Origin of the sequence: Sandaracinus amylolyticus, from assembly GCF_021631985.1 — a bacterium.
Lineage (GTDB): Bacteria > Myxococcota_A > Polyangia > Polyangiales > Sandaracinaceae > Sandaracinus > Sandaracinus amylolyticus_A.
In genome coordinates, this window is record NZ_CP070225.1 from 4,229,696 (window position 1) to 4,249,845 (window position 20,150).

General features: G+C 69.9%; 14 protein-coding genes. 6 read left to right on the forward strand and 8 right to left on the reverse strand.

Annotated features, from left to right (window positions below; genetic code table 11):
* Positions 1-17: 17 nt before the first annotated feature.
* Together I5071_RS17875 and I5071_RS17880 are read right to left on the reverse strand one after the other, a co-directional pair.
* A complete protein-coding gene (locus I5071_RS17875) occupies positions 18-2,564 on the reverse strand; it encodes a response regulator (protein WP_236606685.1) in 2,547 nt (848 codons plus the stop codon).
* Entirely contained in the window at positions 2,564-7,954 is a 5,391-nt protein-coding gene (locus tag I5071_RS17880) for a HAMP domain-containing protein (RefSeq protein ID WP_419249654.1), read from the reverse strand. The genes I5071_RS17875 and I5071_RS17880 overlap by 1 nt, the downstream gene beginning before the upstream one ends.
* A 411-nt stretch (positions 7,955-8,365) precedes the next feature.
* On the opposite strand from I5071_RS17880, the gene I5071_RS17885 reads away from it, so the two are divergent.
* From I5071_RS17885 to I5071_RS17910, 6 genes are all read left to right on the forward strand, one after another.
* On the forward strand, positions 8,366-8,839 hold the full coding sequence (locus tag I5071_RS17885; protein ID WP_236606686.1) for a hypothetical protein: 474 nt from the start codon (positions 8,366-8,368) through the stop codon (positions 8,837-8,839).
* On the forward strand, positions 8,836-9,105 hold the full coding sequence (locus I5071_RS17890; RefSeq protein ID WP_329611171.1) for a DUF5985 family protein: 270 nt from the start codon (positions 8,836-8,838) through the stop codon (positions 9,103-9,105). The genes I5071_RS17885 and I5071_RS17890 overlap by 4 nt, the downstream gene beginning before the upstream one ends.
* Positions 9,102-9,371 (forward strand): DUF5985 family protein, encoded by a 270-nt coding sequence (locus tag I5071_RS17895; RefSeq protein ID WP_236606687.1) that lies wholly within the window; start codon positions 9,102-9,104, stop codon positions 9,369-9,371. The genes I5071_RS17890 and I5071_RS17895 overlap by 4 nt, the downstream gene beginning before the upstream one ends.
* A gap of 26 nt (positions 9,372-9,397) precedes the next feature.
* On the forward strand, positions 9,398-11,410 hold the full coding sequence (locus I5071_RS17900) for an FUSC family protein (RefSeq protein WP_236606688.1): 2,013 nt from the start codon (positions 9,398-9,400) through the stop codon (positions 11,408-11,410).
* A gap of 77 nt (positions 11,411-11,487) precedes the next feature.
* Positions 11,488-12,153: a TetR/AcrR family transcriptional regulator gene (locus tag I5071_RS17905; RefSeq protein WP_236606689.1), complete on the forward strand. Its 666-nt coding sequence runs from the start codon at positions 11,488-11,490 to the stop codon at positions 12,151-12,153.
* 5 nt (positions 12,154-12,158) lie between these two features.
* On the forward strand, positions 12,159-13,376 hold the full coding sequence (locus I5071_RS17910; protein ID WP_236607657.1) for an oxygenase MpaB family protein: 1,218 nt from the start codon (positions 12,159-12,161) through the stop codon (positions 13,374-13,376).
* A 167-nt stretch (positions 13,377-13,543) separates the two neighbouring features.
* Here the strand turns inward: I5071_RS17910 and I5071_RS17915 are convergent, their stop codons facing one another.
* The 6 genes from I5071_RS17915 to I5071_RS17940 all read right to left on the reverse strand — a co-directional run bounded on the left by I5071_RS17915 (position 13,544) and on the right by I5071_RS17940 (position 20,116).
* On the reverse strand, positions 13,544-15,196 hold the full coding sequence (locus I5071_RS17915) for an ABC1 kinase family protein (protein ID WP_236606690.1): 1,653 nt from the start codon (positions 15,194-15,196) through the stop codon (positions 13,544-13,546).
* Between the two features lie 19 nt (positions 15,197-15,215).
* Positions 15,216-15,641, reverse strand: coding sequence for a hypothetical protein (locus tag I5071_RS17920; protein ID WP_236606691.1), 426 nt, complete (start codon positions 15,639-15,641; stop codon positions 15,216-15,218).
* Between the two features lie 147 nt (positions 15,642-15,788).
* On the reverse strand, positions 15,789-16,673 hold the full coding sequence (locus I5071_RS17925; RefSeq protein ID WP_236606692.1) for a hypothetical protein: 885 nt from the start codon (positions 16,671-16,673) through the stop codon (positions 15,789-15,791).
* A gap of 277 nt (positions 16,674-16,950) precedes the next feature.
* A complete protein-coding gene (locus I5071_RS17930) occupies positions 16,951-17,772 on the reverse strand; it encodes an SDR family oxidoreductase (protein WP_236606693.1) in 822 nt (273 codons plus the stop codon).
* Positions 17,773-17,824: 52 nt separating this feature from the next.
* The gene (locus I5071_RS17935; protein WP_236606694.1) at positions 17,825-19,075 is read right to left on the reverse strand and encodes a metal-dependent hydrolase; all 1,251 of its coding nucleotides are present in this window, start codon (positions 19,073-19,075) and stop codon (positions 17,825-17,827) included.
* A gap of 15 nt (positions 19,076-19,090) precedes the next feature.
* The gene (locus I5071_RS17940; protein ID WP_236606695.1) at positions 19,091-20,116 is read right to left on the reverse strand and encodes a hypothetical protein; all 1,026 of its coding nucleotides are present in this window, start codon (positions 20,114-20,116) and stop codon (positions 19,091-19,093) included.
* Between the last annotated feature and the right edge of the window lie 34 nt (positions 20,117-20,150).

Sequence of the window (20,150 nt, forward strand, 5' to 3'; positions counted from 1 at the left end):
AAGCCCGGCGACGCGCGCTACGCGCCGCCGAACGAGCGACCCCCGAGGTTCGCGACGAGCGAGATCAGCTTCGAGAGATCCACCGGCTTCTCGACGTGCCGCTGGAACCCCGCCGAGAACGCTCGCTCCACGTCCTCGCTGCGCGCGTACGCGGTCAGCGCGACCGCCGGGGTGCGCCCGCCGCGCGACGCCGGGAGCTTGCGGATCGCGCGGATCAGCGAGTACCCGTCGCGATCCGGCATGCCGATGTCGCTCACCAGCACGTCGGGGCACGCCGCCTCGAAGAGCGAGAGCGCCTCGCCCGCGCTCGACGCGCTGCGGACCTTCGCGCCACGCGCGACGAGCACCTCGGCCACGAGCGCGCGTGCATCCTCCTCGTCGTCGACCACGAGGACGTCGAGCCCGTCGAGCCGCACGTCGGGCGTTCCGTGCAGCACGACCGGCTCGCGATCGAGCCCGGTGACGCCGTGCGGCATCGTGGGACGCGAGCCGATCGGGAGCTCCACGACGAACGTCGCGCCGCGCCCCATCCCCTCGCTCTTCGCGCGCACCGTCCCGCCGTGCGCGGCCGCGAGCTGCTTCACGATCGCGAGCCCGAGGCCGAGCCCACCGTGACGCCGCGTCGTCGATCCATCGGCCTGGCGGAACGGGTCGAACACGCGGGGCAGGAACGCGGGCTCGATGCCCTGGCCGCTGTCGATCACCTCGATGCACGCGACCTCGCCCTGACGCTTCGCGTGCAGCGCGACGCGCCCACCGCGCGGCGTGAACTTGATCGCGTTGGCGAGCAGGTTCCAGACGATCTGCTGGAGGCGCTCGGGGTCGCCGACGATCGTCACGTCCTGCGCGACGTCGACGTCGAGCGTGATCTCCTTCGTCTCCGCGCCCGGCCGCACCGACTCGACCGCCGCGGAGAGCGGATCGGCGAGGTGCAGCGCGCGCGGCTCGAGACGCAGCTGGCCGCTGATGATGCGCGAGACGTCGAGCACGTCCTCGATGATCCGCGCCTGCGAGCGCGCGTTGCGCTCGATGATCGAGAGCGCGCGATCGAGCTCCGCGGGCGCCTGGGCGCGCGCGATCGCGGTCCATCCGATGATCGCGTTGAGCGGCGTGCGCAGCTCGTGCGAGACGGTCGCGAGGAACTCGTCCTTCGCGCGGTTCGCGACCTCCGCCTCCTGTCGCGCCGCGCGCTCGCTCTCGAGCAGGCGCGCGCGCTCGGACTGGTGGTGCTCGAGGTCCTGCCTCGCGCGCACCTGCGCGGTCACGTCGACCGCGAAGACGAGCAGCTCGTCGGTCGCGCCGATCGGCGTCCGCAGTCGCTGGGCCGTCACGTCGAGATAGCGGGTATCGGGCGGCTCGCCGGCCCTCCAGTCGACGACCAGCGGCAGCTCGCGAGAGCTCACCATCTCACCCGAGCGGTACACGTGATCGAGCACCGCGAGCGCGGCCCCGGTCACGCCGAGCGTCGCGAGACGCACGCCCGCACGCCCCGCGTCGTTGAAGAAGTCCTTGAACGCCGGGTTCGCGAATTCGCACTGGTGATCGGGCCCGCGCGTGATCGCGATCAGCGCCGGCGACGCCTCGAGCACGTCGCGGAGGCGCGTGCGCTCCTCGTACTTCGCGACCGCCCACGACGCGCGCTCCGCGACCGCGAGGAAGAGCCGCTTGTCGCGCTGCGCGAACGCGCCGGTCTCGCTCGATGCGACGAACGCGACGCCGAGCACCTCGCCGTCGTTCGTCAGTGGGACGCCGAAGATCGCGCGGGTGTCGCCGGTGCGGAACCACGGGCTCGCGACGATCGGCGAGCTCGCCGCTTCGCCGATCTCCCAGGGCTGTCCGGTCGCCGCGATGCGGCCCGCGAAGCCCTCGCCGATGCGCTCCGACGCGAGCGAGTGATCGTGCTGCGCGATGCGCCCGACCGCCGCGCGGAGGCGTAGATCGTCGCGCTGGCGCAGCAGGATCGCCGCCGAGTCCACCTCGTCGGTCGCGCCCGCGAAGATGTCGAGTAGCTCGTGGAGGAACGCGTCGAGATCGGAGCGCTCGAGCACCGCGGTCGCGATGCGCTCGAACGCGACGAGCCTGCGCACCGCTTCGTCGCGCTCCTCGGTGCGCAGCGCGAGCTGCGCGCGACGCACCTCTTCGCGCTGGCGGAAGAGGTCGACGAAGGCCTTCACCCGCGCGCGCAGGATGTCGGCGTCGAAGGGCTTCGTCATGTAGTCCGCGGCGCCCTTCGCGTAGCCACGCCGCGCGTAGAGCTCGTCGCGATGGATCGCCGTGAGGAAGATGATCGGCACCTCGCGGCCGTGCTCGAGCTTCCGGATGTGCTCGGCCACTTCGAAGCCGTCCATCTCGGGCATCTGCGCGTCGAGCAGCACGACCGCGAAGGGCTCGTTCGTCACGCGCTCGAGCGCCTCCCGCCCGTTGCGCGCCTCGACGAGGCGCACGCCGAGCGGGCTCAGCACCGCCGAGAGCGCGATCAGGTTCGCGGGGGTGTCGTCCACCAGCAGGACGCTGGGGCGGATCATGGCGAGCGGGTCGCCGTTGTTGGCGCGGAGGTCGGGCATCACGAGGGCACGCTCCCTGCGCTACGGCGCTTCGGGAGCCAGCGGTGCACGACCGCCAGCAGGTTGTCGGGGTCGACCGGCTTGGTCACGTAGTCGGTGGCGCCCGCCTCGATCGCCTTCTCGCGGTCGCCCTTCATCGCCTTCGCCGTCAGCGAGACGATCGGCAGGGTCTGGAACTGCAGGATGTCGCGGATCGCGCGGGTCGCGGAGAGCCCGTCCATCTCGGGCATCATCGTGTCCATCAGCACCAGATCGACGTCGGGGTGGTTGTGCAGCATCTCCAGCGCGACCCTGCCGTTCTCGGCGTGGAGCACGCTGATGTTCCGCGCCTCGAGGATCGTGCGCAGCGCGAAGAGGTTCCGCGTGTCGTCGTCGACCAGCAGGACCTTCGTGCCCGCGAAGCTCGCGTCCGAGGGCAGCGTCAGCACGGTGCCGTCGACCACGCTCGGCTCTTCGTCGCCGCGGAGCGACTCCGCGCCGACGTAGCTCGCCGGGATGTAGAGCGTGAACGTGCTGCCCTCGTCGATCTCGCTCTTCACTTCGATGCTGCCGCCGAGGAGGCGCGCGATCTCGCGGCTGATCGTGAGGCCGAGGCCCGTGCCGCCGTACTTGCGGCTCGTGGTGCCGTCGGCCTGCTGGAACGCTTCGAAGATCAGCTTCTGCTTGTCGTGCGCGATGCCGATGCCGGTGTCCGTCACCGCGAAGCTGACGATGTTCTCGCCGCGATCCTTGGGCGCGCGCCCGATGGTGAGCGTGACGCCGCCCTGCGCAGTGAACTTGAACGCGTTCGACAGCAGGTTCTTGAGGATCTGCTGGAGCCGCAGGATGTCGGTGTAGAGCTCGCCGGGCACGCCGGGCTCCACCTCGATGTCGAAGGAGAGCGACTTCTGCTGCGCGACGTGGCGGAACGTCTGCTCGAGGTAGTCGCGCACCTCGCCCATCGACGCGCTGCGCGGATCGATCGGCATCTTGCCCGCCTCGACCTTCGACAGATCGAGGATCTCGTTGATGAGCGAGAGCAGATCGTTGCCCGACGTGTAGACCGTCTGCGCGAACTTCACCTGCTCCGGCGTGAGGTTCCCCTGCACGTTGTCGGCGAGCATCTTCGACAGGATCAGCAGGCTGTTCAGCGGCGTCCGCAGCTCGTGCGACATGTTCGCGAGGAACTCGGACTTGTACTTCGAGATCAGCTGCAGCTGCTCCGCCTTCTCCTCCAGCGAGCGGCTCGCGAGCTCGACCTCGTTGTTCTTCACCTCGAGGAGCTTCGCCTTCTCGTTCAGCTCGGTGGCCTGCGCCTCGAGCTCCGCATTGGACTTCTTGAGCTGCTGGAGCAGCTCCTCCGTCCGCATGCTCGACGAGATCATGTTCAGGATGACGCCGATGGAGTCCATCAGCTGATCGAGGAACGTCAGGTGGTTCGCGCTGAACGGCTTGAACGACGCCAGCTCGATGACCGCCTTCGTCTCGCCCTCGAAGAGCACCGGCAGCACGACGACGCTGCGCGGCGGCGCCTCGCCCATGCCGGTCGCGATGTAGATGAAGCCCTCGGGCACGTCACCGAGCAGCACGCGCTTCTTCTCGAACGCGCACTGACCGATCAGGCTCTCGCGCAGCTTGTACTTGTTCGCGAGGCTCTTGCGCCCGCCGAACCCGTAGCTCGCGATGAGGTGCAGCAGCGGCTCGCGCGGCTCCTCTTCCTCCATGAGGTAGAAGGCGCCGTGCTGCGCGTCCACGAGCGGCGTCAGCTCGCTCATGATCAGCTGCGCGACCGAGACGATGTTGCGCTGGCCCTGCATCATGCCGGAGAAGCGGGCCAGGTTCGTCTTCAGCCAGTCCTGCTCCTGGTTCTTGTCGGTCGTGTCCTTCAGGTTCCCGATCATCTGGTTGATCGTGTCCTTCAGGGCAGCGAGCTCTCCCTGCGCTTCGACCGTGATCGAGCGCGAGAGATCGCCCTTCGCGACTGCGGTGCTGACTTGGGCGATCGCGCGGACCTGCGAGGTCAGATTGCCGGCGAGCTGATTGACGTTGTCGGTCAGATCGCGCCACGTGCCGGCGGCGCCGGGCACCTTCGCCTGACCGCCCAGCTTTCCTTCGATGCCGACCTCGCGCGCGACCGTCGTCACCTGGTCGGCGAAGATGCGCAGCGTGTCGGTCATGTTGTTGATCGTCTCGGCGAGCGCGGCGACTTCGCCCTTCGCTTCGAGCACGAACTTCTGGCTCAGATCACCGTTCGCGACGGCGGTCACGACCTTCACGATGCCGCGCACCTGCTTCGTCAGATTGGCGGCCATGTGATTGACGTTGTCGGTGAGGTCCTTCCAGACGCCGCTGACGCCGCGCACCTCGGCCTGACCGCCGAGCTTGCCCTCGGTGCCGACTTCCTTCGCGACGCGGGTCACTTCCGCAGCGAAGGAGTTCAGCTGGTCGACCATCTTGTTGATGACGTCCTTGATCTGAAGAATCTCGCCCTTCACGTCGACGGTGATCTTCTGAGTCAGGTCGCCATTCGCGATCGCCGTCGCGACCTTCGACACGTCGCGCAGCTGAACGGTCAGGTTCGACGCCATCGCGTTGACGTTGTCGGTCAGATCCTTCCAGGTGCCGTAGACGCCCTTCACGTCCGCCTGGCCGCCGAGCTTGCCCTCGGTGCCGACCTCCTTCGCGACGCGGGTCACTTCCGCAGCGAAGGAGTTCAGCTGATCGACCATCTTGTTGATGACGTCCTTGATCTGAAGAATCTCGCCCTTCACGTCGACGGTGATCTTCTGAGTCAGATCGCCATTCGCGATCGCAGTCGCGACCTTCGACACGTCGCGCAGCTGCACGGTCAGGTTCGACGCCATCGCGTTGACGTTGTCGGTCAGATCCTTCCAGGTGCCATAGACACCCTTCACGTCCGCCTGACCGCCGAGCTTGCCCTCGGTGCCGACCTCCTTCGCGACGCGAGTGACCTCGGCCGAGAACGAATTCAGCGTGTCGACCATCGTGTTGATGGTGTTCTTGAGCTCGAGGATCTCGCCCTTCGCGTCGACGGTGATCTTCTGCGAGAGATCGCCCTTCGCGACCGCGGTCGTGACCTTCGCGATGTTGCGCACCTGAGTCGTCAGGTTGGCCGCGAGGACGTTGACGTTGTCCGTCAGGTCCTTCCACGTGCCACTGACACCCTTCACGTCCGCCTGGCCGCCGAGCTTGCCCTCGGTGCCGACTTCCTTCGCGACGCGCGTGACCTCCGCGGAGAACGAGCGGAGCGTGTCGACCATCACGTTGATGGTGTTCTTCAGCTCGAGGATCTCGCCGCGCGCATCGACGGTGATCTTCTGCGAGAGATCGCCGTTCGCGACTGCGGTGGTGACGTTCGCGATGTTGCGCACCTGAGTCGTCAGGTTCGCCGCGAGGACGTTGACGTTGTCGGTCAGGTCCTTCCACGTGCCGCGCACGCCGCGCACCTCGGCCTGACCGCCGAGCTTGCCCTCGGTGCCGACCTCCTTCGCGACGCGAGTCACCTCGGCAGCGAAGGAGTTCAGCTGGTCGACCATCTTGTTGATGACGTCCTTGATCTGAAGAATCTCGCCCTTGACGTCGACGGTGACCTTCTGGGTCAAGTCGCCATTCGCGATCGCCGTCGCGACGCGCGACACGTCGCGCAGCTGGACGGTCAGATTCGACGCGAGACCGTTGACGTTGTCGGTCAGATCCTTCCAGGTGCCACTGACACCCTTCACGTTCGCCTGACCGCCGAGCTTGCCCTCGGTGCCGACTTCCTTCGCGACGCGCGTGACCTCGGCGGCGAACGACGAGAGCTGATCGACCATCACGTTGATGGTGTTCTTCAGCTCGAGGATCTCGCCCTTCGCGTCGACGGTGATCTTCTGAGTCAGATCGCCGTTCGCGACTGCCGTCGTCACCTTCGCGATGTTGCGGACCTGGGCAGTCAGGTTCGCGGCGAGGCCGTTGACGTTGTCGGTCAGATCCTTCCAGGTGCCGCTGACACCGCGCACCTCGGCCTGACCACCCAGCTTTCCTTCGTCACCGACTTCCTTCGCGACGCGGGTCACTTCCGCAGCGAAGGAGTTCAGCTGATCGACCATCCGATTGATGACGTCCTTGATCTGCAGAATCTCACCCTTCACGTCGACGGTGATCTTCTGAGTCAGGTCGCCATTCGCGATCGCAGTCGCGACCTTGCTGACGTCGCGCAGCTGCACGGTCAGGTTGGACGCCATCGCGTTGACGTTGTCGGTGAGGTCCTTCCAGGTGCCGTAGACGCCCTTGACGTCCGCCTGGCCGCCGAGCTTGCCCTCGGAGCCGACCTCCTTCGCGACGCGCGTGACCTCGGCCGAGAACGAGCGGAGCGTGTCGACCATCGTGTTGATGGTGTTCTTCAGCTCGTAGATCTCGCCACGCGCGTCGACGGTGATCTTCTGCGAGAGATCGCCGTTCGCGACCGCCGTCGTGACCTTCGCGATCGAGCGCACCTGTGCGGTCAGGTTCGCGGCGAGGCCGTTGACGTTGTCGGTCAGATCCTTCCAGGTGCCGCTGACGCCCTTGACCTCGGCCTGACCGCCGAGCTTGCCCTCGGTACCGACTTCCTTCGCGACGCGCGACACCTCGGACGCGAACGAGGAGAGCTGATCGACCATCACGTTGATGGTGTTCTTCAGCTCGAGGATCTCGCCCTTCGCGTCGACGGTGATCTTCTGCGAGAGGTCGCCCTTCGCGACGGCCGTCGTGACCTTCGCGATGTTTCGCACCTGCGCGGTGAGGTTCGCGGCGAGGCCGTTGACGTTGTCGGTCAGGTCCTTCCACGTGCCGCTGACGCCCTTGACGTCGGCCTGACCGCCCAGCTTGCCTTCGTTGCCGACTTCCTTCGCGACGCGCGTGACCTCGGCGGCGAACGAGTTCAGCTGATCGACCATGCTGTTGACGGTCGTGCCGATGCGGAGGAACTCACCGCGCACCGGACGGCCGTCGATCTCGAGGACCATCTTCTGCGAGAGGTCTCCGCGCGCGACCGCCGTGATGACGCGCGCGACCTCGTTCGTCGGCGCGACCAGATCCGCGATGAGCTGGTTGACCGACGTCATGCCCGACGCCCACGAGCCCTTCGCCGGTCCGACCGACGCGCGCTCGTGCATCTTGCCTTCCTGACCGACGACGCGGCTGATGCGCACCAGCTCGGTCGTCATGTGCTCGTTCAGGCCGATGATGTCGTTCAGCAGCTCGCCCGCGCGCCCGAGGATGCCGGTCTTCTCGTACTCGAAGCGGACGCTGAAATCGCCCTGCTTCACCGCCTTGAGCACGTCGACGAGGTGATCGACCTCGGCGCGACTGAGCGCGGAGAGACGATCCCACTCGGTCACCGGCACCGCGCTGCCGAGCGCGTTGTACATCGTGCCCGAGGCGGGGAGCTCGCGGTCGTAGTGGCCCTGGCGCGAGCGCGGCGCCGCGGCCGGCGGCTGCTCGCGCGAGGGACGCGCCTTGCCGTCGGTCCGGCCGTTCGACGCGCCGTGCGCGCTCGCGTGGCCGTTCGTGCTGCCGTGGGTGTCGTGCGCGGCGGTGCGACTCTTCACCGCCTTCGCGGGCTTGCGCTTCGTGCGCTTCTCGCTTCCGTCGGCGCTCTCACGACTCCCCATCGGCTCCCTCCGAGTGACGCCCGGGCAGGCTGCGGAGAGCGTCCTCCGTCCTGCTCACGGGCTCCGAGGCGAGGGACCTAGCTCCCGCATCTGCGGCCACAACCCCCGCCGGGGCGCGGGCGCACGCCCACAGGTCAGGGGGGTTGTGACCCGGTTTCGAGTGCCCAGATGGGCGACACCTGTAGCAACGCGCATCACCCCGCGGTCCTCGGCTCCGCCCCGACTGCCCGCACACCACCGGCAGCAGCTCTCCCAGTGGCATCCCAGAGCGGCATTCCCGACGACGTTTTCCGGTTCCTCGTCGAGCACATCGTGTCGGTCGAGCAGCTGGAGATCCTCCTTCTGCTGCGGGCCCAGGCCGGGCGCGACTGGAATGCCGAGGAGGTCGCGAAGGAGCTGCGCGTCGCGGCGATCTCCGCGGGCAACCGGCTCACCGACCTCGCGGCGCGCGGCTTGCTGTCCGAGGTGAGCCCAGGGCGCTTCCGCTACGCGCCCGGAGATCCTGCGATGCAGGCAGCGGTCGAGGGGCTCGCGAAGGTCTACCCGGAGCGCCGGGTGAGCGTCATCGAGATCATCTTCTCGAAGCCGAACGACGTCATCCGGACGTTCGCGGACGCGTTCAAGCTGCGGAGGGACAAGTGACGTCGATCGTGCCGGTCGTCGTGTACCTGCTGTGCGCCGCGACGAGCCTGATCTGCGCGGTCCTGCTCGTGCGCGGGTATCGCGCGAGCCGCACGCGCCTCCTGCTCTGGAGCAGCATCTGCTTCGTGAGCCTCGCGCTGAACAACATCCTGCTCTTCGTCGATTTCCTGCTCGGGCCCAACTACGACCTGTCGCTGTGGCGCACCGCGATCGCCGCGCTCGGGATGGCGATGTTGGTGTACGGACTGGTGTGGGAGGCGCGATGATCGAGCACCTGCGCGATCTGCTGTACGGCGCGCTCACGATGGCGAGCATCGTCGCCTCGCTCGCGTTCCTGCGCTTCTGGCGCGAGAGCCGCGATCGCTTCTTCGTGATGTTCGCGGCGGCGTTCGCGCTGCTCGCGGTGAACTGGGTCGCGGTCGCGTTCGTCCCGGCCGACTACGAGGCGCGCGCGCTCGTGTACCTCGTCCGCCTCAGCGCGTTCCTGATCATCATCGGCGCGATCGTCGACAAGAACCGCGCGTCGCAGTGACCCCGCGAGCGCGCTAAGCCCCGGGCGTGCTCGCTCCGAGGTGGAACGCGCTGCGCGCGTGGGTGCCGGCACCGGTGCTCGCGATGGCGCCGGACCTCCAGAAAGGACTGCGCGCCGCGATCGCGACGCTGGGCCCCTTCCTGCTCGTCGACGTGCTGCACGACGAGGCGCTCGCGTGGACCGCGCTCGGCGGATGGCTGGGCACGCTGGCCGATCCCGGCGGGACGCGCGCCGCGCGGGCGCAGCTCGTGGTGGCGTTCGGGGCGCTCGGCGCGCTGGCGATCGCGATCGCCGAGCCCGCCGCGGGGCATGCCGGGATCGCCGCGGTCACGCTCGGCGTCGGGTGCTTCGGTGCGGCGCTGCTCGGAGCCCTCGGCGCGCCCGGCGCGACGCTCGGGACGCTGCTCGCGATCGTGATCGCGATCGCCGTCGTGCGGCCGAGCGCGACGCCGCTGCGGGACGCGGCGTTCTTCGCGGCGGGCTCCGCGCAGGCGCTGCTGCTCTCGACGGTCGTGTGGCCGATCGGGACGCACGTGCCGCTGCGACGCGCGGTCGCGCGGGTGCAGGACGCGCTCGCGGCCTACGCGGACGCGCTGCGCGAAGCGGGGCTCGCGAGCACGCCCGACGGAGACGCGTGGTGGTCGACGATCGCGCGCACCCATCGCCGCGCGTGTCGCGCGGCGATCGAGGACGCGCGCGCGATCGCGCTGGCGCTGCGGGCGCGGCGCGCGGGCACGATGGCGATCGGCAGCGGCCTGCGCGCGCTGCTCGGCACGGCGGAGCAGGAGCTCGCGCTGCTCGTCACGCTCGGCGAGGAGATCGAAGCGGCGCCGCTCGACGCGCGCGGCCCGATCGCGGCGTCGCTCGCGCGCGCCGCCGAGACCAACCGCGCGATCGCGTCGTCGGTGGCGCGCGGCCTCGCGCCGGAGGTGCCGCCACCCGCGAGCACGACGACGCGGCTCGACGAGCTGCTGCACGACGTGGCCGAGATCGCGACCACCATCGATCGCCCGCGCGGCGCTGCCGATCCCGATCTCGGCGTGCTGCCCGGAGGGCGCGGGGTGCGCGCGACGCTGATCGCGTTCCGGGATGCGCTCTCGCCGCGATCGATCGTGCTGCGCCACGCGGTGCGGGTGTCGTGCGCCGCGGCGCTCGCGGCGATCATCGGGCGCTACGTGTCGCCCGCGCACGCGCACTGGGTCGCGGTCACGACGATCGTCGTGCTGCAGCCCTACCCCGGCGCGACGTGGAAGCGCGCGCTCGAGCGCGTCGCCGGCAGCGTTCTCGGCAGCGTCGTCGCGGTCGCGATCTCGCTCGCGACCCACGATCCGCGGGTGATCGGCGCGATCATGTTCCCGCTCTCCGTCGCGGCGGTCGCGACGCGCCCGCGCAGCTACCGCCTCTTCACGTTCTTCATCACGCCCGTGTTCGTGTTGCTCGCGGAGCAGTACCCGGGCGACTGGCACACCGCGCTCGCGCGCGCCGCGGACGCCGCGCTCGGTGGTCTCATCGGCGTGGTCGCCGCGTTCGCGATCGCCCCGTCGTGGGAGCGCGAGCGCATGCCCGACGTGCTCGCGAGCACGGTGCGCGCCGTCGCGACCTACGCGCGCGCCACCTTCGACGTGTGGGTCGCGCCGCGCGAGACGAAGCACTCGCTCGGCGAGGCGCGGCGCACCGTCGCGATCGCGCTCGCGAACGCCGAGACCGCCCTCGAGCGGCTCCTCGCAGAGCCGCGGCGCGACGTTCGCGAGGCCTCGCTCCCGCTCGACGTCGTGACCTACGCGCGCCGCATCTCGGGCGCGATGACCGCGCTCGCCAGCACCGCGCTCGATCATCCGCCGCCGCCCCAATCGGTCGGCGCGATCGCCGACTACGTCGTCACGTCGCTCGAGCGCATCGCGAGCGCGCTCGAAGCGCGCGAGCCGATCCCCGCGCTCCCGCCCGCGCCGAGCGTCGATCCCGCGCTCCCCGAGCCGATCCGCGCGCGCCTCGCGTCGGCCCTGCGGCACGTCGAGCTCCTCGCCGCATCGGGGACGTGATCCCGCGCCGCATCACCAAACCGTCAGGGTTGACTGGAACCGCGATCGAAAACAGGATCAGGTGACGGTTTCAGATCATGTCGACCGACGAGCGCAGCCCGAAGAACGGACGCCGCACCCAGGCCGAGCGCTCCGCGACCACGCAGAGCGCGATCCTCGAGGCCACGCTCGAGTGCCTCGTCGATCTCGGTTACGCGCGCACCACGACGAGCGAGGTGGTCGAGCGCGCGGGCGTCTCGCGCGGCGCGATGCTGCACCACTACCCGGACAAGGCGTCGCTCGTGGCCGCGGCGGTCGCGTACCTCGTCGACAAGCGCATCGCCGAGCTGCGCGAGGCGCTCGAGCGCTTCCCGCAGGGGCCCGGCTACATCGACGCGATCGTCGATCATCTCTGGGAGCTCTTCTCGAGCCCGAGCTCGCAGGCCGTGCTCGAGATCACGCTCGCTGCGCGCACCGATCCCGAGCTCTTCGAGGTCTACGCGCCGCTCGCGCGCCGCTACGAAGAGGTGATCGCGCAGGCCTCGCGCGAGCTCTTCGCCGATCTCGCGCCCACGCCCGAGCTCTTCGAGGAGGGCCGCCGCGTGATCTTCCATCTGCTCCAGGGGCTCGCGCTCGCCGAGCTCGTCCGCGAGGACGATCGCGAGTCGAAGCGCGTGCTCGCCTACCTCAAGCAAGGTCTCGCGCTCGTGAGCGCGGCGTCGTCGAGGGCGTCGGGCTCGCGGGAGAGGAGGAAGCGAACGTGACCGCCATGCATCTCGTGCCGCTCGTTCCCGAAGAGCTCCCGACCCGCGTGTGCAACCTCGAGGCGATGCGGCGCACCCACGGCGCGTACGCCGACCTCTTCGTGCGCTGCTTCTCGGTCGGCGATCCGCTCGCCGACGCGGCGGTCGACGCGCTCGAGGCGCTCCCGCGCGCCGAGGGCAAGCGCGTGCTCGACGACGCGATCGAGCGCGCGGAGTACGCGAGCGCGCCGCCCGCGGTGCGCGCGCTCTTCGCTCACCTCGATGCGCCGCCGGCGTGGGTCGACGAGCGCGAGCTCGCACTCGGCGCGCGCACGTATCAGCGCACCGGCCTCTGCGGTCCGATGGTGCTCTCCGCGTTCTCGCTGATGCGTGGCTATCACTCGGCCGCGGCGGTGAAGCCGCTCGCGTTCACCGGGCGGCTCGATCAGATGGCGCGACGTCGTCTCGCCGAGACCGGGCGCTTCCTCTTCGAGGTCTCGCAGGTCGGCGGGCTCGAGCGCGGGCGCGACGGATGGAAGACGTCGGTGCGCGTGCGGATGGTGCACGCGCACGTGCGGCGCATGCTCTCGCGCTCGGATCGCTGGGACGCGCGCGCGTGGGGCGTGCCGATCAACCAGGCCGACATGGCCGCGACGTCGCTCTCGTTCTCGGTGTCGGTGCTCTACGCGACGCGCATCATGGGCTTCCGCTACACGACCGAAGAAGCCGACTCGTTCATCCGCCTGTGGCGCTACGTGGGCTGGCTGAGCGGCGTCGATCCGGCGCTGCTCCCGTCGTCGGAGCGCGAGGCGATGGACGTCGCGCACATGATCGACGACATGCAGCCGGGCCCCGACGCGGACTCGATCGCGCTCGCGAACGCGCTGCGCAACGTCACGGGCAACCGCAAGGATCGCCCGATCGATCACCTCATCTCGCCGATCCTGCTGCGCTGGCACGACGCGATCACCCGCGCGACCGCGGGCGACGAGAAGGCGAACGACCTCGGCGTGCCCGACGGCTGGTTCCGCTATCTCGTGCCCGGAGGTCGGCTGATCATCGAGCCGATCGAGCGCGCGCGCGAGGCGATCCCCGGCGCGACGCGCCTGCTCTCGTGGGTCGGCAACCGCAGCCACGCGTTCGCGGTCCGCAAGGAGCTCGCGGGCCACGAGCCCACGTTCGCGCCCCCGCGCACCATCCCGTTCGCGGATCGCTTCCCGATCCTCGCGCGGGCTACGCCCTGATGCGACCGCTCGCCCAGTCTGCGCGCCGCGAGATCGGTGCTCAGCGGCACGCTCGGCCGAGCACGGACCGGAGCGTAGCGGGATCTACGTGAGGACCGCGCGCAGGCGGAGCGTGACGATCAGCGCCGAGATCGCGGCGCGTCCTCGGCGCGCGACGAGCCCGTGCGTCACGGCCGCTTCTTCCGGCTGAGCCACATCGCGAGCACGGTGTGCGCGCCGCCCCAGGCGAGCGCCATCACGAAGAAGAGCCCGCTCGCGGTCCAGCTCCCCGCGGACGCGAGCCACGCGCTGCCCATCACCAGCGAGCCGACGACGAACCCGCTGTAGATGCGCCGCCCGATCACGTCGAACGCCTGCGTGAGCGAGGGCTCGCGCACCCGCACCTCGAGCCGGCCGCGCCGGAGGTCCTCGAGGATCTCCTGCGCCTGCATCGGGAACTCGGTCGCTGCGCTCGAGATGCGCGCGACGCTGCGCAGCAGCTCGGGCAGCATGCGCTCGGGCGAGTAGCGGTTCGCGAGCAGCCGCAAGAAGTACGGCTTCATCTCCTCGTAGAGATCGAAGTGGGGCGCGATCTCCTTGCCCACACCCTCGACGGTCATCAGCGCCTTGCCGACCATCAGGAAGTCGGGCGGGATCTCGATGCCGTACTTCGTCGCGCCCTGCACGAGGTCGCGGATCAGCGCGCTCACCTGGATGTCCGCGAGCTTCTTGCCGAGGTACTTCTCGGCCAGCATCGCGACCTCGGCCTCGAACGCCTGACGATCGACCTTCCGCGTGGGCGTGCCGATTGCGTAGAGCGCGTCGGCGATGCCGCGATAGTCCTCCTGCACCGCGGCGACCATCAGATCGATCGTCTTGTCGCGGAGCTGCGGCGTGAGGCGACCGACGAGCCCGAGATCGATGAGCCCGATCACCGGCGCGTCGGCGACGCCCATCAGGATCACGTTCCCGGGGTGCGGATCGGCGTGGAAGAAGCCGTCCTCGAAGATCGACTTGATGATGATCCCGAGCGTCGCGCGCGTGATCTTCTCGGGGTCGAAGCCCTGCGCGACCGCGTCGTAGACCTTGCGTCCCTCGAAGAACTCGAGCGCGAGCACACGCTTGCCCGAGGCCTCTCGATAGATCTTCGGGAAGCGCACCTCGGGGTGCCCCTCGAAGTTCTTCGCGAAACGGATCGCGTGATCGGCCTCGAGCCCGAAGTCGAGCTCCGCGGTGATCGCGCGATCGAACTCGCTGACGAGCTTCACCGGCGAGTAGATGCGCGCGTCGGGGATCGAGCGCTCGACCGCCTGCGCGAGGATGTAGAGCAGCTCGACGTCGCGCTCGATGACCGTCTTGATGCTCGGTCGCTGGACCTTCACCGCGACCTGACGCACCTGACCATCGCTCGTCCTGAGCTGCGCGCGATGCACCTGGCCGACCGACGCGGACGCGAGCGGCACCGCGTCGAAGCTCTCGAAGATCTGATCGAGCGGCGAGCCGAGGTCGCTCTCGATCTGCTCCTTGATCGCCTCGTACGCGACGGGCGGCACCCGATCCTGGAGCTTCTTGAGCTCGATGATCACCTCGGGCGGGATCAGATCGGGGCGCGTCGAGACGATCTGCCCGAGCTTCACGAAGCTCGGACCGAGGTCCTGGATGACGAGGCGCACGCGCTCGCCGACCGACTGGTTGTTGCGCGCCTCCGACTTGCCGACGACGAGCGAGCCGAGGCTGGTGCGGGCGACGATCTCACCGAACCCGTGTCGCACCAGGACCGCGACGATCTGGCGGAGGCGATCGAGATCGCGAACCGCGCTCAGCAGCGTGGGCGGAGCCATTCGGGCGCCGAGCGTAGCATCACAGCTCCGGCAGCGGCGCCCGATCGGGCGCGACCCACACGCTGCGCGCGTGCGCCGTCATCAATCGCTCGCGCGAGTAGAAGCGCAGCGGTGCCTCGCGATCGAGCAGCGACGGGGACGCATCGAGGAAGGCGAGCGACGACTCGCATGCCCGCTCGCGACGCGCCGCCGCGACGAGCACGAGCCACACGCGCGTGAGCGTCTCGAAGTAGCCGCGCGCCGGCGTCTCCTCGAGGCCGTGCACCTCGTTCAGCCGGATGATCGCCGCGCGCATCCGCAGGTGCGCTTCGTCGAGCGACCATCGCGACAGGTGGAGCCACGCGACGCGCAGGTGCGCGCGGTGCGTCCACTGCGCGTGGGTCAGCGTCTTGCCGGTGAACGCGGCCCAGAGCGCCGCATCGTCGAGGCCGTCGCTCGCGTCCATGCGCGAGCGCTTAGCACGAGGTCCGGGGCGCGGCGCCGTCGTCTGCCCTGCACGACGGCGCCGCCCCGATCCTCACCCCCCACGGAAGCGGCCGAGCACTTCACGAGCGCGAGGTTCGCCCCCCTCCGCGCTCTTCCCGAGCGTCGATCAGCTCGGGCAGCTCGAGGCCACCGTGAACGTGCGCGTCGTGGAGTTGAAGCGCCCGGGCACCGGCGTCCCGTCGGCGCCGCGCAGCTCGAGCGAGATCGAGTGCTCGCCCTCCTGCAGGTTCTCGATCCAGTGCGGCACCCACTGCGTGATGTCGCCTTCCTGGTCGTCGATGCGCCAGTGCACGCGGTTGCCGTCGGGCCCGATCTCGGTGTTCGTCAGGAAGAAGTCGAGCAGCACGCGCTCGCCCGCGGGATTGCAGCCCTTCGGTCGAGAGTACGTGAGCAGCGGCTGCGTCGCGTCGAACTCGAAGCCCTCGGTGCGCGTGCGGTAGTGGAACATCACCGCGCCGAACGCGCCCGCGTCCTTCACCGACTCGTGGTGGCCGCGGCTCGGGAACAGCCGCACCACGTGCGTGCCCTCGGCGAGATCGTGCCCGAGGTGCTGCTGCGAGAGCGCGTTGAGATCGAGCGGCTGACCGACGTCGCGGATCGCGATGTACGGCTCGTCGTCGATGATGAGGTGCACGTGACGTCCCTGCGGCGCCTCGAGCGGCCAGTTCGTCACCTGCAGACGCACGATCGCGTTGCCGGTGCGGATCACCTGGTTCGCGCGCGGCTGCGTGATGCGCAGCGTCGGCGTCGCGCCTTCGATCGGCGTGTTCTCGCCCGCGACCACCGTGACCGGCGGCGGCGCCGGAGGCGGTGCTTCTTCGGCGCCGGCAGTGCCACCGCCGCCCTCCGACGCGGCGAGGCCCATCTCGTCCGCGCTGCGATCGGTCTGTGTCGGGCTCGGTGACTCGGCGCGTCGCTCACCGCCGCCGCACGCGATGCCGAGCATCATGCAGAGGCAGAGCAGGCTCCCTGTGAATCGTGTCGCTCGCATTGTCCCTCGTGTGGTCGTCTCGAGGTCGGGGCGAGACCGCGCGCCCCGACCTCACCTGGTTCCCCGGTCCTCCCGCGACAATGCCATCGCGGCAAGTGGATCGAGACCGAGGCCGAGGCCGAGCGACTCCGAACCAATGCATCGCACCCGACGCACGCGCGGATCGATCTCGCGCGAAGCGCGTAGACGCGCGAAGCGCGCGACACGCGAGCGTCCGAGCCGCGCGAGCAGCGCGGATCGGACGGACCCACCCCCTCGCGCCTCTCGCCGAAACCCTTCAGACGAAGAAGTCAGGCATCAGCTTCGCAGAAGGATCGATCGCGTACTCGCTGAGATCGGTCTTGCCCACCGACGCGAGCACGTCGTCGTCGATGAAGAAGTTCCCGGTGCACTCGCGGCTCGGGCGCGTGAGGATCACGTACGCCGCGTCGCCCATGATCTCCGGCTTGCGCGAGCCGCGGATCATGTCGTCGCCGCCGAGCAGGTTCTGCACCGCCGCCGTCGCGATCGTCGTGCGCGGCCAGAGCGCGTTGAACGCGATGCCGCGGCCGCGGAACTCGCCCGCCATGCCGAGCACGCACATGCTCATGCCGAACTTCGCCATCGTGTACGCGACGTGCGGCGCGAACCAACGCTCTTCCATGTTGAGCGGCGGCGAGAGGTTCAGGACGTGCGGGTTCGACGACTTGAGCAGGTGCGGGATGCACGCCTGCGAGCACACGAACGTGCCGCGCGTGTTGATCGAGTGCATCAGGTCGTAGCGCTTCATCTGCGTGTCGGGCGTGCCCGTCAGCGAGATCGCGCTCGCGTTGTTCACGAGCACGTCGATGCCGCCGAACGTCTCGACCGTCTTCTGCACCGCCGCCGCGACCGCGTTCTCGTCGCGGATGTCGCAGGCGATCGGGAGCGCCTTGCCGCCCGCCTTCTCGATCTCCTGGGCCGCCGTGTAGATCGTGCCCGGCAGCTTCGGGTGCGGCTCGGTCGTCTTCGCGACGATCGCCACGTTCGCGCCGTCGCGCGCGGCGCGCACGCCGATCGCCAGACCGATTCCGCGGCTCGCGCCGGTGATGAAGAGGGTCTTGCCCTTCAGATCCGCCATGACCTTCCCTTTCGTCGATTCGCGCTCTCGAGCAAAGAGCGCGCGCAGCCTATCACTCGCGCGGCGCGAGCAGATCGGATGCCCGCCACGGCGTCCACGGCGGCACGAAGCGCGGACACTCACCGAGCACGCGCGGGATCTCCATCTCCGCGAAGCTCTCGCCCGCCTCGCGGTCGTAGCGCGCGTCACCGAGCACGATCGCGCGCTCCCCCTCGACGACGAAGGGCACGCGCGCGAACCGCATGAACGCACCTCCGTCGCAGCGCGACGCGATCGCGCGCAGCACGTCGAGCTCCGCCGAGAGCGTCGACTCGAGGTGCACCGCGCGATCGAGCTCGCGCGGCGCGCGCACCAGCGGCGCGGTGGTCTCGAGGCGCGGCATGCGCAGGCACGTGGTGACCGGCACGAGCTCCGGCCACGCGCTCACGCGCATCACCCGGATCGCGTAGCGATCGCTCGCGCGATCGATCGACGTGACCACCGCCTCCCAGCACGGCGGCGCGGTCGGCATCGGCATGCGCGCGACGTCGACGATCTCCTCGTCGGGCGCCTCGCGCTCGAGCGCCTCGCGAAGATGCGCCTCGCCGCGCTCGCCCGAGATCGCGAACGTCGCGAGCACGCCGAAACTGGTACTCAGTGCCACGATCGGACGCCACCGCGCATCGACGCGATGCGTCACCGCGAGCACCAGCGCGCCCACGATCGTCGTGCCGAGCGCGAACGGCCACGCGACGTACGACGCGGCGACCCACGGCAGCGCGAGGGTGATCGCGAGCACCACGCCCCACGCGATGCGCGCGCGCCTCGAGCGCGACGCGAGCATCGCCATCGGGATCGTCGCCGCGAAGAAGAGCGGCTCGACGATGAAGATCGAGTCCGCCGCGATCCACCCGTTCGCGATCGGCCAGAACGGGTGCACCCCGTAGTTGTTCGAGAAGTCGAGGCAGAGGTGCCCGACCGCGCCGACCAGCGCGAGCGCGATCAGCCACGCGTGATCGGCGCGCGACCACACGACCTTCGCGCGCCGCGCCCACATCCACGCGACGACGAGCGGCAGCAGCGCCATCAGCGGCGCGAGCGCCAGCGTGTGGGTGTGCCCGCGATGGTGCAGCAGGTACCCGAGCTTGCCCTCGGTGATCCACGAGTAGACGAAGTCGACGTCGGGCACGTTGTGCGCGCCCGCGCTCACCAACCACGCCGCGCGCGACCAGCGCGGATCGACGTCGTCACCGCGCGCGCGACGTGCCTGGACGACCAGCTCCGCGCAGACGATCCCCGCGAGCGAGTGCGTGAGGTTGTCCAACCGCGCGCGGTCCGATCAGAGGCAGACGAGGAACGGCAGCTGGCACACCGCGGGCGCGCAGCAGTCGGCCGTCGTCGTGCACGCCGAGAGCTGCGGTGCGCACCCGCCGCCGTCGACGCGCCCCGCATCGCGCGCGCCCGCATCGCGGCCCGCGTCCACACCGGCATCGCGCGCCGTCGCCTCGCAGGGCCCGTCCTCGACCCATCCGCACGTGTCGCTGCACCGCTGAGCGCGGGTCTCGCCCGCCGCGCAGTCCGCGCGATCGCGCCGCGTCGCACCGGGCACGCAGTCGCCGGTCTCGCCGGTGCACGCGCCCAGCTCCCACGCGCAGGTCGTCACGCAGCGCTCGGTGCGCGTGCCGCAGCGCCCGCACGGCATGGTGCGCGTGGAGCCCGCCACGCACTCGCCCTCGCCGCTGCACGGGTCGTACTCCCACACGCCGCCGATCGTGCAGAACCGATCCTGCTCACCGCACATCCCGCACGTCACGGTCTCCGACGCACCGGGCGTCGGACAGCTGTCGTCCTCGCACTCGCCGACCGCGACGTAGGTGCACGCGTCGTCGCACTCGACGGGGCGCGTCTCATCCGGGCCGCAGCCCTCCGACGTGCGCGTCTCGCTGCCGGGCGCGCACTCGCCCTCGCCGCTGCACGTGCCCGTCGCCTCCCACACGCACTCTGCGGTGCAGCGTGCGGTCTGCGTGCCGCACATCCCGCACGCGACCTCGTCCGTCGTGCCGGGCTCGCACTCACCGCCCTCGCCGCCGCAGGGCCCGTACGCCCACGTGCGCTCCGAGGTGCAGAAGCGCTGCGCCTGCCCGCATCGACCGCACGACACGTCTTCGATCGCGCCCGGGGTGTCGCACGTCTCCGGCGCGCCCGCGTCGAAGGCTTGTTGGCCCGAGTCGGTCCGGACGACGGCAGCGTCGATCCCGCCCGCGTCCTCCTCGACGACGGCGTCATCGTCGCCGCAGCCTGGAACGACGATCCACGAGAGCACCACGAGCGCACCGAGCGAGAGACGACCGAACGACTGGTTCACGCGCGCGCCTCCGAAAGCGAGCCCGATGATACGC

What these genes read in the sequence shown, in the direction of transcription:
- I5071_RS17875 (WP_236606685.1), bottom strand. Translation starts at nt 2,564, where the DNA reads ATGCCCGACCTCCGCGCCAACAACGGCGACCCGCTCGCCATGATCCGC.
- I5071_RS17880 (WP_419249654.1), bottom strand. Translation starts at nt 7,954, where the DNA reads ATGTACAACGCGCTCGGCAGCGCGGTGCCGGTGACCGAGTGGGATCGT.
- I5071_RS17885 (WP_236606686.1), top strand. Translation starts at nt 8,366, where the DNA reads ATGGGCGACACCTGTAGCAACGCGCATCACCCCGCGGTCCTCGGCTCC.
- I5071_RS17895 (WP_236606687.1), top strand. Translation starts at nt 9,102, where the DNA reads ATGATCGAGCACCTGCGCGATCTGCTGTACGGCGCGCTCACGATGGCG.
- I5071_RS17905 (WP_236606689.1), top strand. Translation starts at nt 11,488, where the DNA reads ATGTCGACCGACGAGCGCAGCCCGAAGAACGGACGCCGCACCCAGGCC.
- I5071_RS17910 (WP_236607657.1), top strand. Translation starts at nt 12,159, where the DNA reads ATGCATCTCGTGCCGCTCGTTCCCGAAGAGCTCCCGACCCGCGTGTGC.
- I5071_RS17915 (WP_236606690.1), bottom strand. Translation starts at nt 15,196, where the DNA reads ATGGCTCCGCCCACGCTGCTGAGCGCGGTTCGCGATCTCGATCGCCTC.
- I5071_RS17920 (WP_236606691.1), bottom strand. Translation starts at nt 15,641, where the DNA reads ATGGACGCGAGCGACGGCCTCGACGATGCGGCGCTCTGGGCCGCGTTC.
- I5071_RS17925 (WP_236606692.1), bottom strand. Translation starts at nt 16,673, where the DNA reads ATGCGAGCGACACGATTCACAGGGAGCCTGCTCTGCCTCTGCATGATG.
- I5071_RS17930 (WP_236606693.1), bottom strand. Translation starts at nt 17,772, where the DNA reads ATGGCGGATCTGAAGGGCAAGACCCTCTTCATCACCGGCGCGAGCCGC.